Annotated in this window: 15 protein-coding genes and 5 pseudogenes; 11 read left to right on the top strand and 9 right to left on the bottom strand. The window is 38.3% G+C overall.

The window, feature by feature from the left end; translation table 11 throughout:
* Positions 1-147: 147 nt before the first annotated feature.
* Positions 148-852 (bottom strand): annotated as a pseudogene (locus AY606_RS15840) (IS6 family transposase).
* A 54-nt stretch (positions 853-906) separates the two neighbouring features.
* Here AY606_RS15840 and AY606_RS10400 point away from each other — a divergent pair.
* Positions 907-1,269 (top strand): annotated as a pseudogene (locus AY606_RS10400) (recombinase family protein); the annotation flags it as partial.
* Between the two features lie 165 nt (positions 1,270-1,434).
* Here the strand turns inward: AY606_RS10400 and AY606_RS10395 are convergent.
* The 6 genes from AY606_RS10395 to AY606_RS10370 all read right to left on the bottom strand — a co-directional run bounded on the left by AY606_RS10395 (position 1,435) and on the right by AY606_RS10370 (position 7,895).
* Positions 1,435-2,655: an OprD family outer membrane porin gene (locus AY606_RS10395; RefSeq protein ID WP_081408395.1), complete on the bottom strand. Its 1,221-nt coding sequence runs from the start codon at positions 2,653-2,655 to the stop codon at positions 1,435-1,437.
* Positions 2,656-2,727: 72 nt separating this feature from the next.
* Positions 2,728-3,399: a 3-oxoacid CoA-transferase subunit B gene (locus tag AY606_RS10390; protein WP_067867965.1), complete on the bottom strand. Its 672-nt coding sequence runs from the start codon at positions 3,397-3,399 to the stop codon at positions 2,728-2,730.
* A gap of 2 nt (positions 3,400-3,401) precedes the next feature.
* Positions 3,402-4,085, bottom strand: coding sequence for a 3-oxoacid CoA-transferase subunit A (locus tag AY606_RS10385; RefSeq protein ID WP_067867963.1), 684 nt, complete (start codon positions 4,083-4,085; stop codon positions 3,402-3,404).
* Entirely contained in the window at positions 4,078-5,442 is a 1,365-nt protein-coding gene (locus tag AY606_RS10380) for an MFS transporter (protein ID WP_067867960.1), read from the bottom strand. Before AY606_RS10380 ends, AY606_RS10385 begins: the two co-directional genes overlap by 8 nt.
* A gap of 54 nt (positions 5,443-5,496) precedes the next feature.
* Positions 5,497-6,981, bottom strand: a complete 1,485-nt coding sequence (locus AY606_RS10375) for a bifunctional 3-(3-hydroxy-phenyl)propionate/3-hydroxycinnamic acid hydroxylase (protein WP_067867957.1) — start codon at positions 6,979-6,981, stop codon at positions 5,497-5,499.
* Positions 6,982-7,043: 62 nt separating this feature from the next.
* A complete protein-coding gene (locus AY606_RS10370; protein ID WP_067867955.1) occupies positions 7,044-7,895 on the bottom strand; it encodes a fumarylacetoacetate hydrolase family protein in 852 nt (283 codons plus the stop codon).
* Between the two features lie 79 nt (positions 7,896-7,974).
* Between AY606_RS10370 and AY606_RS10365 the strand changes: the two genes are divergently transcribed.
* The 6 genes and pseudogenes from AY606_RS10365 (at position 7,975) to AY606_RS10345 (ending at position 11,463) form a co-directional block, all read left to right on the top strand.
* Positions 7,975-8,553, top strand: a complete 579-nt coding sequence (locus AY606_RS10365; protein ID WP_228259925.1) for a VOC family protein — start codon at positions 7,975-7,977, stop codon at positions 8,551-8,553.
* A gap of 13 nt (positions 8,554-8,566) precedes the next feature.
* Positions 8,567-9,319 (top strand): IclR family transcriptional regulator, encoded by a 753-nt coding sequence (locus tag AY606_RS10360; RefSeq protein ID WP_067867949.1) that lies wholly within the window; start codon positions 8,567-8,569, stop codon positions 9,317-9,319.
* A gap of 16 nt (positions 9,320-9,335) precedes the next feature.
* Entirely contained in the window at positions 9,336-9,953 is a 618-nt protein-coding gene (locus AY606_RS10355; protein WP_067867947.1) for a glutathione S-transferase family protein, read from the top strand.
* A gap of 91 nt (positions 9,954-10,044) precedes the next feature.
* Positions 10,045-10,308: pseudogene (locus AY606_RS16400) on the top strand (thiolase family protein); the annotation flags it as partial.
* On the top strand, positions 10,297-10,464 hold the full coding sequence (locus AY606_RS16770; protein ID WP_283234617.1) for a Rieske 2Fe-2S domain-containing protein: 168 nt from the start codon (positions 10,297-10,299) through the stop codon (positions 10,462-10,464). The pseudogene AY606_RS16400 and the gene AY606_RS16770, both read left to right, overlap by 12 nt.
* Before the next feature lie 6 nt (positions 10,465-10,470).
* Entirely contained in the window at positions 10,471-11,463 is a 993-nt protein-coding gene (locus tag AY606_RS10345) for a 2Fe-2S iron-sulfur cluster-binding protein (protein WP_067867941.1), read from the top strand.
* Positions 11,464-11,497: 34 nt separating this feature from the next.
* Here AY606_RS10345 and AY606_RS10340 read toward each other — a convergent pair whose 3' ends face one another.
* Together AY606_RS10340 and AY606_RS15830 are read right to left on the bottom strand one after the other, a co-directional pair.
* Positions 11,498-12,145: a response regulator transcription factor gene (locus AY606_RS10340; protein ID WP_249409243.1), complete on the bottom strand. Its 648-nt coding sequence runs from the start codon at positions 12,143-12,145 to the stop codon at positions 11,498-11,500.
* Positions 12,136-13,617 carry a PAS domain S-box protein gene (locus AY606_RS15830; protein WP_081408394.1) on the bottom strand — a complete coding sequence of 494 codons (1,482 nt, stop codon included), beginning with the start codon at positions 13,615-13,617 and terminating at the stop codon, positions 12,136-12,138. Before AY606_RS15830 ends, AY606_RS10340 begins: the two co-directional genes overlap by 10 nt.
* 343 nt (positions 13,618-13,960) lie before the next feature.
* Here AY606_RS15830 and AY606_RS16145 point away from each other — a divergent pair.
* The 4 genes and pseudogenes from AY606_RS16145 to AY606_RS16885 all read left to right on the top strand — a co-directional run.
* Positions 13,961-14,071: pseudogene (locus tag AY606_RS16145) on the top strand (IS5/IS1182 family transposase); the annotation flags it as partial.
* Positions 14,072-14,171: 100 nt separating this feature from the next.
* A complete protein-coding gene (locus AY606_RS10330) occupies positions 14,172-14,396 on the top strand; it encodes a hypothetical protein (protein ID WP_067867938.1) in 225 nt (74 codons plus the stop codon).
* Between the two features lie 255 nt (positions 14,397-14,651).
* Positions 14,652-14,777 (top strand): IS630 transposase-related protein, encoded by a 126-nt coding sequence (locus AY606_RS16625; protein ID WP_249409242.1) that lies wholly within the window; start codon positions 14,652-14,654, stop codon positions 14,775-14,777.
* Between the two features lie 47 nt (positions 14,778-14,824).
* Positions 14,825-15,310: pseudogene (locus AY606_RS16885) on the top strand (transposase).
* Positions 15,311-15,390: the final 80 nt, after the last annotated feature.

Below are 15,390 nucleotides of genomic sequence, written 5' to 3'. Positions count from 1 at the left end.
GCTTAATTAATATTAGACTCATTTAATTGATAATTAAATATGGCTTTGTTGCATAAAGGTTTGAAAGACAGAGCTATCCTAAATGACTCGAATTTAGGCACTGTTGCAAATAGGGATCTGAGTCGATGATTTTCCCTTCAAAAAAGCTTAGAGACCGAAAACTCTATTTACTAGCCACACTTCTCCTTGAGGATTATCTTTATAAAATATTGAAGCTTATCCTTTACGAAATGCACGCATAACTTCAATACCTTTAATTGTAGCATAAGCCGTTTTCATAGACTTGAATCCCAACGTAGCCTTGATGATCCGTTTGAGCTTGCCATGATCACATTCAATCACGTTATTCTTGTATTTAATCTGTCGATGCTCAAGGTCTTGAGGACACTTTCCTTCCTGTTTTAGTCGCGACAAAGCACAGCCATAGGTATGGGCCTTATCAGTGTTTATGACTCGTGGAATCTGCCATTTTTTGACATGATTCAAAATCTTACCAAGAAAACAATAAGCTGAATGGGTATTTCATCTAGCAGAAAGATAGAAATCAAGAGTGTGGCCACGTTGGTCAACTGCACGGTATAGATATGCCCATTTTCCATTCAGTTTTACGTAAGTTTCATCCAGATGCCATGAATGTCGATCTGTAGGATTACGCCAATACCAACGTAAACGTTTTTCCATTTCAGGAGCATAACGCTGGACTCAACGATAAATCGTGGTGTGATCGACATTTACTCCTCGTTCAGCGAGCATTTCCTGAAGTTCGCGATAGCTGATGCCATATTTGCAGTACCAACGGACGGCCCAAAGAATGATTTCACCCTGAAAATGACGACCATGGAAAGCACTCATCTGCTGATCCGTTAGCTAAAAGATAATCTAGCTTAACATTAGTCTCTATTTGCAACAGTGCCAGATTTGGTCACTGAAGTAGATAAACTGGTTAAAAGAGGGATTGCCATCCAGTTTGTAAAAGAAAATATTACTTTTACGGCTCAATCCACCCCGATGGATAATTTGATGCTGCAACTCATGGGTGCTTTTGCACAATTCGAACGTGAGATCATTTTAGAGCGACAAAAGGAAGGAATTAAACTAGCCTCTGCTCAAGGGAAGTACAAAGGCCGGGTACATAAATTGAATTCTGCTCAGGCTGATGCTTTACGCCAAGCATGGAAGGAAGGGCAGTATCCTTCAAAAATGGCATTAGGCCAAGCATTTGGAATTAGTCGTCAGGCGGTATATCGGTATTTAAATGCCGGCGAGTAACTTAATAGAAATTGGCGCCTATAATTAGTTTATAAAAATGTTATACGATATTAGACTTTAAATAGTGTGGCTATATGGGGGCTACACGAATTTCTAATATAAGAATAAAAAAAGCAGCTTTTAATGCTGCTTTTTTTATTCTTATATTTTGAAGTATTGTTGAACTTAGAAAGTTAGAGTATATGTAGCAGATAGCCTATTTTCTAAATAATCTTTGGATGTACTATTTTTATAATCTGCGATAAGCCAACTGAGACTAAATCCTTTTAGTTTGGACTGAGAAAATTCATAGTTCAAAATAAAATCTAACTCTTTTTCAATACCATCATTTCCTGTTGCGGTTTTAATATTGTCACCGTAGTAATAACGTAGTGTTGATTTTAGACCATTGAAGGGTGTTTCTTTAAAATCGTAATCATAGCGAATTTGCCAAGAATGTTCATCTTGTTGCATATAGGTGCCCACAGACCAATTGGCTAAATACAGTTGTGGAACCCAATTGGCTAAAAGTGGAAATTTCGTATCGCCACTCATATGTTTATAACCAGCACCAAAGGTATGGTTACCGTAAGTCAGCATGTGAATCGTGGCTAAAGCTAAACTATCGATATTTCCCTCTAATGAATCGCCTGAATCATAGGTATCAAACAGGTAGAAGTTAGATTTAAGGCGTAAATTTTCATTAAAAGCATGACGATATTCATAACTTAGAAAATGTTGATTATAAATATTCTCTAAATCGGCAAAAAAGTATCTGAATTGTTGATCTTTATAATCATAGTCAGCTCCGATAAAATTAAGTGCATCAGTTTTGGCCTTGGTTGTACCATTGCTGAGTTGAAATTTCGAGTAATCTTCAGCATTACGACCACTGACTTTAGTTAGGCGACCAGCAGTAATTTTTGTATTTTTAATATCGGTAGACTCTATCATTCCGCCTAGGAAAGTCGTCGGTAGCTGCATAGCTACATCAGTATGAACAATTGGTAATTTGGGAGTGAATTCACCAATTTTTAGTTCAGTATTTGAATATTTAAGTTTAATTGCACCCCCCAATTTTAATTGGTCTTGTGCCTGTTTATGATCATACTCATCATACGGCATGACGTTATCTACAATATCTTTTGCTGGACTTAAACGATAAGCATAACGAGCTGATAAATCTAAGCCCATTTGAATAGGTGTGTCGGTATATCCAGAATTAACAAATAAGCTGACAGCTTGAGACCAGTTACTTAAGTCCGTGGTTTGATCACTATAATCTCGATCGAAGTAAAAGTTTTTTAAATAGATTTGTCCTTTGGTATCTTCAATAAAAGCTGCTTGGGTTGCAGAATTTAGGCAAGCAAAGGCCATTATCCCTAATACGAGATTTTGAATTTTCATCATTCTATCCTTATGATTTTCCCCTTAATACCTTTTAAGGGGAGTGGTTTTTTAATTTATTTTGTCTTAGTTTTATGCTGACCTGGTTTGCTCAACACAAGTAGCATCGATTAGCGGAGCCTCGGTCAAGGCTTGTAACTCTTTAAAACTTATTCCATCCACTTTTTCAGTGACGACTAGGCCTTGTTTAGTCACATCAATCACGCAAAGGTCGGTATAGATTCGATCTACACAATGTTTTCCAGTTACAGGATAAGTTAAGGATTTAACAATTTTTGCAGCACCAGTTTTGGTCGTATGATCCATGGTGACGAAAACTTTCTTTGCTCCTACAGCTAAATCCATGGCACCACCGACAGCTGGAATAGCATCAGCTTCCCCTGTGTGCCAATTGGCTAAGTCTCCATTTTCAGCCACTTGAAAAGCGCCCAAAACACATATATCCAGATGTCCACCACGCATGATGGCAAAAGAATCCCCATGATGGAAAAAGCTTCCGCCAGTGAGCATGGTGACAGATTCTTTGCCAGCATTAATTAGATCTGGATCTTCTGAACCTGCTTCCGGAGCAGGGCCAAAGGCCAATAAGCCATTTTCAGAATGTAGAAAAATTTCTTTATCATTGGGTAGATAATTTGAAATCTTAGTAGGTAAACCAATGCCTAAGTTTACATAGGCGCCATCAGGAATATCCTGTGCAACACGTGCTGCAATCTGATCACGAGAAAGTTTGCTATAGCTCATTGTTAACCTGCGTTGCTAAGTTCTACAGGATTTAGCTGTACAACATGTTGTACAAATATTCCTGGTGTGATGATGTGTTCTGGGTCTAAAGCACCCAATTCAACAATTTCATTCACTTGTGCGATTGTGACTTCGGCTGCCATTGCCATGATGGGACCAAAATTACGCGCAGATTTGTTGTAAACTAAATTACCCCAACGGTCCCCTTTATGCGCTTTGATTAAAGCAAAATCTGCTTTAATCGGATGCTCTAAAACATAGTCTTTCCCATCAATTTCACGGGTTTCTTTGCCTTCAGCCAGCAAGGTTCCAAATCCAGTGGGGGTGAAAATAGCCCCAAGACCCATACCTGCAGCTTGAATTCGACAAGCTAAATTTCCTTGTGGAACCAATTCAAGTTCCACTTTTCCTGCATGATACAGCTCATCAAATACATAAGAATCAGCTTGGCGGGGGAAGGAGCAGACCATTCTTTTGACTTGTCCTGCTTTGAGCAATTTGGCAAGTCCATAATCGCCATTACCAGCATTATTACAAACAATTGTGAGATCTTTTACACCGGTTTCGATGAGAACATCAATTAACTCTGCTGGCTGTCCAGCGGTACCGAATCCACTAATTAAAATGGTCGAACCATCTTTGATGTTTTGCATTAAATCCACAATTGATGTTGTGATTTTAGTCATTGATATAAATTCCGTTTTCTAAGTTTTTTCTCTGTTGATTTCTCTTCAGTGCAAAACTCAACATGATGACAGCTCCAATAAACATTAAAGTACTGCCGTAAAGCATGCCTGTTGCAAATGATTGAGTTAGATCTTTTAAGAAGCCGATTAAGAATGAGCTAACAATGGTTGCTGAATTACCAACAGCATTAATAAACGCAATCCCTAAGAATTTGGCACTGTTATCAAGGCTTTCATCAGCAAAAGCCCAGAAAATGCCCATGGTACTGAAACCTGCCATACATGCTAGACATAGGCCAATCAGTTGCAGACTTCCTATCTGAAGATATGCTGCCATGAGCCAACCTATACCGCCTAAAAGCATTGGAATAAAGGTATGCCAATAGCGTTCTTGTTTTTTATCGGAATGACTGCATAGAAAAAATAGGGCAAAAATAGTGACGAGATGAGGTATTGCAACAACAATACCAGTCATTACAGTACTAGCATTAGGTAAAGCGGTTGAAACAATTTGAGGCACCCATATATTGATCATGCCACACGTGGTTACGATACAAAAATAGACTAATGCACAGCGGATAACGGAAGAGTTAATAAAAGAGAACGAGCTACTTTTTACCGTGGATTTAGATTTTTCATTTGTCTGCTCTTTTTCAAGCGCATTTATGAGAATATTTTTTTCATCCTCATTCAGCCATTTGGCATCTTTAGGCGTATTTGGAAGTTTAGCAAAAACAATAAAACCTAGAATTATACATGGTAAGCCTTCCAACAAAAATACCCATTGCCATCCTGATAGCCCCTGAAAGTCATGCATATTTAAAATGAAACCAGTAACCACAGAGCCAAACATCGCAGTAAATGGCATAGCTAACATAAAGATTGCATTTGCTCTAGAACGATGGCTAGAGGGGAACCACTGGGTTAAATACAGTAGCATGCCAGGCATAAAACCTGCTTCAGCAATACCCACAATCGCTCGAATGATGTATAGCGATTTTTCATCTGTAGCAAAGGCAGTACAACTTGATGCAACCCCCCAAACAATAATGATGAATCCAATCCAAATTCGAGTACCTAATTTTCGCAACGCCAGGTTGCTTGGCATACCAAAACAAATATAAAAGATATAAAAAATGGTATTAGCCAGGCCAAAGCTTAATGCAGTTAGACCTAAGTCTGCACTAAGTTGTTTGCCAACAAAACCGATATTAATTCTATCTAGAAAAGAAAAAATAAATAAAATTAAGAGAAAGTAGAGCAATTTTTTATGAACTTTTTTTATGACAAAATTTAGTTTTTCCTGGTCTTGCTTACCATGTGTATTAAAAGATGCATTATTTTGATTTGATTCCATCGTTTCTTCCTTTGAACACAATATGGAATAGGCGAATAAATCGCCTAGTTAGAGTTAAATTATTGCTAAATCGTATAGGTTTGCAGCCTTCATTAAGTCTTCTAAAGTTTTTCGGTTATTGGCTTGCCCAAATATATATCGATCGGGACGTACCAAAATGGCAATAGCCTGATTATCTTCAAGCCATTGTTTAGGTTGGGTAGAGTCAGCAATTAAGGTCACCAGATGTTCTATATGATCGAGATTAAGATCATCGATAAGATGTTTAAATTCCGGGTGAATAAATAGTGCATTTTGATAACCAACAATTTCATCACTTAGCTGATCATTTATAAGTAGAAACTGAGGTGAAATCTGCCCGCTTAACTTATCTCCAGTTATATAAAATCCTTGTCCAAGCTGTGGTGTCGGGGTGATAAAGTTTTTCAGTTGATTCACTTGTTGTTGGAATTCAGCATCTTCACAATAATTTTGAATAATTTTTCCGAAATTAACTGCACCATTAACAAATTCTGTGACATGTGAAAGACGTTCAGAATAATAGCTTTCAATTAAGCCAAGGTTGTTGTGTTGAATTGATTCATTTAGCTTCCATGCCAAGTTTGCAGCATCACGGATACCTGCTGCCATACCTTGGCCCATAAAGGGTGGAGTTTGATGAGCAGCATCACCAGCAATGATTAACCGATTTTTACACCATTTTTTTGCGATAAGTGCATGAAATGTATAAACAGCAGAACGTTCGATAATTGCATCTTCTGGACGAATATATTTTTCCAAAAGCTTCCAGATACTTTCAGCTGTAGCAAGTTGCTGTACATCATCTTCTGGCATGACCATGATTTCCCAACGTCGGCGCATGCCTGTACCTTTGATATAACTCATTGGACGTTTTGGGTCACAGAGTTGGATACTATAATCACCCATGTCATTGGTACTATTCTGGGCAATAAAATCGACAACCAGCCATTTGCTATGTAAGTCTAAATCTTCAAATGTTGTCCCAATCAAACGACGTACTAATGAGCGAGCACCATCACACCCCACCACAAATTTTGCTTGAGCTTGGTGAAGCGTGCCATTGGCTAAGTTTTCATAATGGATTGTACAAGCATTTGCATGCTCATCAATTTTAAACACTTCATGGCGTAATTTAAGATCCAGCAAATTATGGTCATGAATTTTAGCGCGTAAGACAGCTTCTAAATCTGGTTGATGGATTCGATATGCTGAGCTCCATTGATGGATACCTTTAGTAGTAGGTCGCTCCCAAGTAATTAATAAATTACCTTCAGCATCTTCGAACTTCATACCTGGACCAGGTGCAATTTCTTCAAGAAGTTTTTCAGTGATGCCAATGGTTTGGAAAACACGCATACATTCAGCATCAAAACGAATAGCACGTGGAAGTTGTAAAATGGCAGGCTCACGTTCAATAACGAGAACTTCTAATCCCATTTTAATCAATAAGTTTGCTAATGTGACTCCAGTAGGACCGTAGCCTACAATTGCAATATCATAATTTTTTTGTAAATCCATTTTCGATTTCCTTTACGATTATTGGGGCTTTTTAAATTCATTTAAAAAGCCCCATTTCTTATTTATCCATCATTTTTAATAACGTTCTTAAGTACTCCAACTTTATCCACTTCAATTTCAACAACATCACCTTCTTTAAGCAAAAGAGGTGGGGTACGTTTTAAACCAATACCACCTGGTGTACCGCTGACAATCACATCACCTGCACTGAGTGGGGTAAACGTTGAGATGTAGTTAATTAAAGATGGAATATCGTGAATTAACTGTGTGGTGAGTGCACGCTGTACTTCTTGTCCATTAACACGAGTAATTAAAGTCATCGTTTCATTTGCTTTGATTTCATCACTTGTTACTAACCACGGACCAAAGCCACCAGTCTGGAAGAAATTTTTACCTGGGCCCCATTGCGAAGTATGTCGTTGCCAATCACGTACTGAACCATCGTTGTAGCACGAGTAACCAGCGATATGATCCCACGCGTTTTCTTTTGAAATACGACGACCACCTTTACCAATCACAATGGCAATCTCACCTTCATAGTCAAATTGCTCACCTTCAACAGGTCTTAATAGGGGTTGGTTGTGGCCGACTTGTGATGGTGCCAAGCGCATAAAGATCATTGGTTTTTCAGTAATTTCACGTTGAGTTTCTTTTACATGTTCACCATAGTTCAAACCGATACAGAAAATTTGACCTGGATTAGGAATCACGGGTTCAAATTGAATATCTGTTAAAGCGTAATCACTTTCAGTATTTTCAATCGACTGAATCGTTTCAGCTAAATTTTCTACTGCAAGTAAGCTTTTTAAATCTTCAAATTTGCCATTTAATTTCTTTTTTAAATCAATGACAGAGTCATTTTTGATTAAACCGAAAGATTGTTCGCCATTTACGCTAAAACTTAATAATTTCATAAGGGTCGTCCTTGGTGGGTTTAAAATAATTATCAATAATCGATAAAGATTGACACAATAATTCCAAAGATATAATGTTGTGTCAACACTTTTATCAATTATTGAGAAAAATATGAAAGGACTCAGCTTTAGCCATATTGGAATATATGTGAAAGATCTTGAAAAAATGGAAGATTTTTACACTAAGGTTTTAAATTTTTTTGTGACGGATCGGGGTGATCTCGATACATCACGAGGTAAAGTGCAACTCGTGTTTTTAAGTCGTGATCCGAAAACACATCATCAAATTGTGTTGGCAAGTGGACGTCCAGAAGAAAATATTTTTAATCCAATAAATCAAATATCTTTAGAAGCAGATTCTTTAGAAACCTTGCAAGAATTATTTTTGAATTTTAAAGCATTGAATGTCCCAAATATTGATGCTATTACCCATGGCAATGCAATCTCATTCTATGCACCAGATCCTGAGGGAAATCGCTTAGAATTATTTATCGATACCCCGTGGTATGTTTCACAACCAATGAAAGTTCCCTTAGATTTGACATTAGATACTCAAACAATCATGAATATTGTGGAAGGTCATGCTAGGGAACTACCAGGTTTTTGCCCAAGAGTGGAGTGGGAAGGTAGAATGCAACAATTAATGTCAGCTAGCTAAATCGAGGAAAAGAATGTCTACATCCAACAATATGTTGCAAATTTTGACGTTATTCACAATAGAACAACCTGTTTTGGATGCAGACACCATTTGTGAAAAATTAGAATTTTCAAAGCCTACAGGTTACCGATATATTAAAGACTTGGTCGTACATGGTCTTTTGGAACGTCTGTATGGGGGACAATACACTTTAGGTCCACGTATTTCAGTAATGGATTATATTGCCCAACGCTCTAATCCCATTATTCAATTAAGTATTCCGGTAATGAAAGATATTGTGGAACAGACTGAATTCAATTGCTGTTTAACACAATTTCATGAAGACTATTGTTTGGATATTTATCATGAAAGTTGTAAGGAAACGACTTTATTAGCATATGGACGGGGACGACCAAGACCTGCTTATGCGGGTGCAGCACCAAAAGTTATCCTCGCCCATACCGCTACGAAAATTCAAAAATCAATTTTTCAAAAATATAATGAGCAATTTCTTACATCTGATTTTGCGCAAGATGAAGCGACGTTTATTCAAAAGCTGAATGAAATTAAAAAGCAAGGCTATTACTTTTCAAAGGGTGAATTGGAATCGCATTTAGGTGCCATTTCGGTCCCAATCATTTATTCAAATAGAGCTTTTCCAATCTCACTCAGTATTGTGGGGTCAGTAAAACGTTTTAATCTTATAAATATTGAAACTATTGTCGATATATTGAGTCAATCTGCAAAATTTATTGAAAGTGAATTCAAGAAAATAGATTCAGATTAATGATAAGAGGTGTGCTTTGATTACAGTTTGGGGACGTCCAGATTCCACCAATGTCCGTAAAGTTATTTGGTGTTTGCATGAATTAAATTTACCATTTGAGCATATTTTGGCAGGTGGTCAATATGGGTTGATTACAAGTAGTGAATACTTAAATATGAATCCTAATGCTTTAGTACCATGTTTAAAAGATAATAACTTTTTACTTTGGGAGTCAAATACAATTCTCCGATTTCTAGTAGAGAAATACGGAAAGCAATCAATTTATTTATCTGATATAGAAATTCGCTACTCTGCTGAAAAATGGATGGATTGGTGTTTGAGTACTCTTGTTCCAAATTTTAGAACCATCATGTTGCAACTCAAGCTTCCAAAAGATCAACAAAATGTAGATGTATTATCCAACGCAATTTTGGTATTTGAGCAAAAATTAGAATTGCTAAATGAACATCTTAAATATAACAAGATGATTGCAGGAGAAGATTTTTCAGTGGCTGACATAGCATTGGGAAGTTATTTTCATAGCTGGAATAAAATCAAGGTGAAAAAAAATCATAATTTTCCCACAATAGAACGGTGGTATGCAGCATTAATCAGTCGTGATGCTTTTAAAAATATAATCCCAGCGGAAGATTGATTTTTAGACAAAAGTATTAATTACGTTATCAACAAAATCTACATAATTTTTAAATTTATCTTTATTAAATCCCTAGCTAAAGGAAGGCTAAATGTTAAATGCATATATATATGATGGATTAAGATCTGCTTTTGGAAAACATGGAGGAGTCCTTGCAAAAGTTCGCCCTGATGATTTGGCTGCTTTAGTCATTAAAGCTTTGATTGAAAAAAATAATTTATCTAAAGATTCTATTGATGATGTGATTTTCGGAAATTCGAACCAAGCAGGTGAGGACAGCCGTAATATTGCACGTCATGCAGTATTACTTGCAGGTTTAGATGTTAAGACACCTGCTCAAACAGTGAATCGTTTAGCCGATGGTGAAATTGATGGCTGTGAAGTGGAGTGTCCCTTCCATGCCGGTGCATTCGATATTAAAACCGGCGAGCCGTGTGGTGCACCATGCAGTATTCCACTCAAAACCTACCAGTCCATTGTGCGCAATGGTCAGGTCTATTTGGTGGAGTAACGCCCTATGCATAAAATTCAAATTGAAGGACAGGGGCAATTTCAATGTGCATCCGATGACGTGTTACTCCGTGGCGGCTTGCGTGAAGGTTTAGGCTTACCTTATGAATGCAATGCAGGCGGCTGTGGCACCTGTAAAATAGAAGTGCTTTCTGGTGAGATTGAAAATCTGTGGGTAGATGCACCGGGCTTATCAGATCGTGATAAACGTAAGGGTCGTGTATTGGCATGCCAATGCCGCCCAAAGTCTGACTGTGTGATCAAAGTTCGCTTAGATGAGCAATGTATACCGAAAATCTTGCCAAAACAGCAAGCAGTAACTTTGAAGAATGTAGTGCCAATTACCCATGATATTCTGGAAGTCCATTTACAGGCAGATACGCCTGCGCAGTTTATTCCGGGTCAATACGCCTTGCTTTGGGTCAATCAGGAATTGCTGCGCGCCTATTCGATGTCCAATTTACCCAATGACGAAGGGCTGTGGGTCTTTCAGATTCGACGTGTGCCGGATGGCAAGATGACCAACCTACTGTTTGATGAACAGGAACGTAAAAATGCAGTTATTCAAATTGATGGTCCCTATGGCTTAGCATATTTACAAGAGCAGCCACGTCCGATTATTTGCGTTGCAGGAGGATCAGGTCTGGCACCTATGCTGGCGATCGCGCGTGGTGTCGCAGTCAATCCACATTTACAGCATCAAAAAGTCTGGTTCTTCCATGGTGGACGTGAACAACGCGATTTGCTGACCGAAGCACAAATGCGTGAGTGGACTGAACTTGGTGCACGCCTGAACTATATCCCTGCAACCTCATCCGAGCTAATTGATGGGATTCGTTCCGGTTTTATTCATGACGTGATTCATGATGTTATCGGTGCTCAACTGCTTGAACACGAAATTTACTGTGCGGGCCCACCGCCGATGGTGAAATCCATTGAACAGATGGCACATCAAGCAGGAATTCCGCAGCAGCAAGTTCACTTCGATCGTTTCTTCTAAATCTTAATCTGTATTTAGCTTGCAGGTGACGGTTTTAAACCATCGCTTGCAAAGTTTTATCTCGACACATCAACACCATATTGACGATCTGCGCAATTGACTCGGTGCCTAGTTTTTGTCGGATATGCGTGCGATGAATCTCGACAGTTTTATGGCTGATATTCAGCATTTGAGCAATATGTTTACTCGATAAGCCATCGACCAACAAATTAATGATTTCATTCTCACGTGGGGACAGGGATTTCAATTTAGATTTTTGTAGTTCACGTTTTTCAGCGGCTAAAAAATCAACTTCTGCCTGCTGTAAACAGGATTGGATTTGATTGAGCATATGCTGCGGGTTAAACGGCTTTTCCAAAAAATCGAATGCACCCGCCTTCATGGCATTGACGGACATCGGAATATCGCCATGACCGGTCATAAAGATAATCGGTATACTGATCTTTTGCTGATTCAGCTGCTGCTGTAACTGTAAGCCGCTCATCCCACGCATCCGCATATCCAGAATCAAACAGGCAGGCGTATGGGGACGTTGATAGCTTAAAAACTCCGTCGCGCTGTTGAATGTTTTGGCCTCGAGTTGAACAGACTCCAAAAGCCAGGTTAAAGAGTTACAAATGTCTTGGTCGTCATCAATGACATATACGATTGGTTCTGCGACATGCGGATTGGTCATATACATTTTGCACGCTCCTGTGCTGCCAAAGAAATATTGAAGATGGCGCCTGATTCGCCTTCACAAACCCATAAATAACCTTGATGGTTTTCGATGATGCTGCGAGACAAGGTTAATCCTATGCCCATACTGTCTGTTTTACTTGAATAAAATGATTCAAATAACTGTTCAGGATTTTGTCCTTGTAGTCCTGGACCATTATCAGCGATCGCAATTCTTGCGTGTTGATGGTGCTGCCAAGTACGGATAAAAATATCGCGCTGACCTTCAGGATTTTTTTGTAATGCATCGACAGCATTAAAGACCAGATTGATAATAACTTGACTGAATAATGTCTCATCAGCAGAAATACTCATTGGAGACACACCCAATTCATAATGAATGGTGCATCCGCCTTGATCTGCTTTGAGATTAATGAGCGGATTTAAATCCTGAATTAGACGATTCAATGAATGGATTTTAAAATTTGCTTCACCTTTTCTCAAGAAGCTACGCATACTGTGAATAATACCATTCACGCGGTGGGTTTGATTTAATGCAGCATTCAGGGCATCAATGGTTTCCTTGGTATTCGCCAAACCGTTTTGGATACGAATAATACTCCCACCGACATAATTATTCAGTGCCGCCAAAGGCTGATTCAACTCATGTGCCAATGCAGTCGAAAGTTCGCCCATCGTTTTGCAGCGTGACATATGGCCCAATTGTTTTTCTCGAGCCCGCGCTGTATTTTCAGCTTCGATACGTTCAGTAATATCTCGGTAATTAATTAAAATTCCTTGAATGTCAGGATGGTCAAGTAGATTTCTGAAAGTCGCTTCATGATGGCACCACTTACCATTGTGGTGCAGGATTTTATAATGGATTGTTCCTACATCATCTTCTGCTGGCTGTTTAAACAGTAGTTGTCTTACATCCATCCGATCATCGGGATGAATCACGCTTAAAACATTTTTATTGAGGACAAAACGGTCACGATATCCCAAAATACGCTGAAGGGAAGGGCTGGCATAGAGCAATTTTCCTTGAGTATCTAAAATCGCAATGCCATCTCCAGAGTTTTCTAGCAACATCTTAAAATATTGATCTTTAGATTGAAGCTGATACTGGTATTTCTTGATTTCACTGATGTTGCGGACGAGCGCTAGCATTTTGGGCTGCTGCTCGATCTCCACAATTTTCAGACACACCTCAACAGGGATATGACGCAGATCTTGAGTCTGAATGAGCCACTCAAATGTGATGGCTTCATGACTAGCAGCCTGATGGACTTTCCTTAAAGCATGTTGAAAATCAAAACCATGACTATGTGCACTGATCTTTTCCACACTCATCTGGGTTAATTCGGATTTGCTATAACCCGTCAAGGCTTCAGCTGCTTCATTGGCATCCATGAAATCGATACTGGCTATGTTATGAACAAAAATCGCATCACCAGCTTTGTCAAAGATGGTTTTATAATAATTAATACTTGTCATTTCCGGTCCTTACGCTAGATGGCGTCCTGCTATCTGGTAGAAGGAATATTTCATTCCATTTAAACATTTCTAATTTTGTCTTTTATATTGAGTACAATTTCAAGATTATGCAATGCGAATAAAAGTCTAATTACATACTCAAAAAGTATAAATCCAATGAGAAAACAAATATGTTTAAACTTATAGATGTATAAGCAAGATTTATTCCACAACTTCTTGACTTGCAGTTTTAATTAAATATCTACATTCTTTAAGGTATTTAAACAATTGTAATAAAATAGATATGTAGTGCTTTGTTGCACAAATCTGTCCAGAAGGGACTATTCAGCAATATAATTCACAAATGAATAAGCCCCCTAAAACCTATCGAACAACTAATTGGCCCTCCTACAATCAAACTTTAATTAATCGAGAAAACCTCTCGATTTGGCTTGATTCTACTACCCCATGGTATGTTATAAATCGAGCCAGTTTGCCGGGTCAATGGGATATTATGCGCAAGCAGAGTTAAGACAAAGCTGTTTACCAATGCCCAGCATCAAATTGGCGCAAAAGTGTTTGTCGATACTGCAGAAGTGACGCTGAATGCGGAAAAATGGTCAGGTTTAACCGGTTCCAACACAGCACAGATCACTAGTGTCGGTTTAGGTTTAAATGGGTCTAATGTATGGAATGTCCAGGCAAATGCCGAAGTTGCATTCCCTATTGGGAATACGCCAAGTCAGTTAGACCATCGTGATGATCATCAGTACTGGTTAAGCATTCGCAAGAATTTTTAATTAAACATCGCCTTAATCAGAATCAACCTATCCTGATCTATAGCTAAATACTGAAAAATATAGAACAATAGAAGCATGGGATATTCAAAAGATTTTAAAGACAAAGTCATTGAAATTATGGCTAGAGCTAAAATGTCTGTGCGAAAAGCAGCACACCATTTTAACGTCTGTATACAGACAATTCAGAACTGGAAAAAGTCTACTGTAAGTAAACTTATTCCTGGCCGTCCAGTTAAAATCAGCAAAGCGTAAATCTTGAAAGATGTTGAACAATATCCCGATGATTATATTAGTGAACGGGCTGAACGTTTTGGTGTCAGTACCCATGCGATATTTAATGCACTGCATGCCGTAGGAATATCGCGTAAAAAAAGACGTTAAATCATCCTAAGGCAGATCAAAATCAACGCCGGCAATTTCAAAATTTAATTGAGTGTTTAGAACAACAATTACCTCTGGTTTATATAGATGAAAGTGGTTTTCAAAGTGAAAGTACGCGATCGCATAGTTATAGCCCTAAAGGAGCACGAGCTAAAGGTGAATTTAACTGGCAGTTGAAAAATTGTAGCAATGCGATGGGTACATTGATCGAAAACAGATTGCTGACAGTTGGAATATTTAATTGTTCAGTCAACACAGAGGTATTTGAATGCTAGATTGAACAGGATTTATTACCGAAATTGAAAGAAACCAGTGTTTTGATTATGGATAATGCCACCTTTCACAAAGGAAAAAGGCTTCAGGAATTGGTACGCTGCGCAGGGCATTACATTGTGTGGCTTCCTAAATATAGTCCTGACTTAAATCCAATAGAAAAAATGTGGTCGCGAGTTAAAGCTCTCCGAAATAAGTTTAGAGTTAAAGATATTGATGAATTGTTTAAAGACTACTGTAGTGATTTATTTAGTATTTAGCTATAGAAATGCATCGTTTGTGATGCAGAGCCAGATATTAAAAAAATAATTTCGCGCTCAGTGAGGGTGAGCAGTTAATG

It is taken from the genome of Acinetobacter sp. SFB (assembly GCF_001647545.1).
In the GTDB taxonomy this organism is placed as follows: Bacteria; Pseudomonadota; Gammaproteobacteria; order Pseudomonadales; family Moraxellaceae; genus Acinetobacter.
Note: the sequence above shows the minus strand (reverse complement) of the source record. Positions and strands in the feature narration are given on the sequence as shown.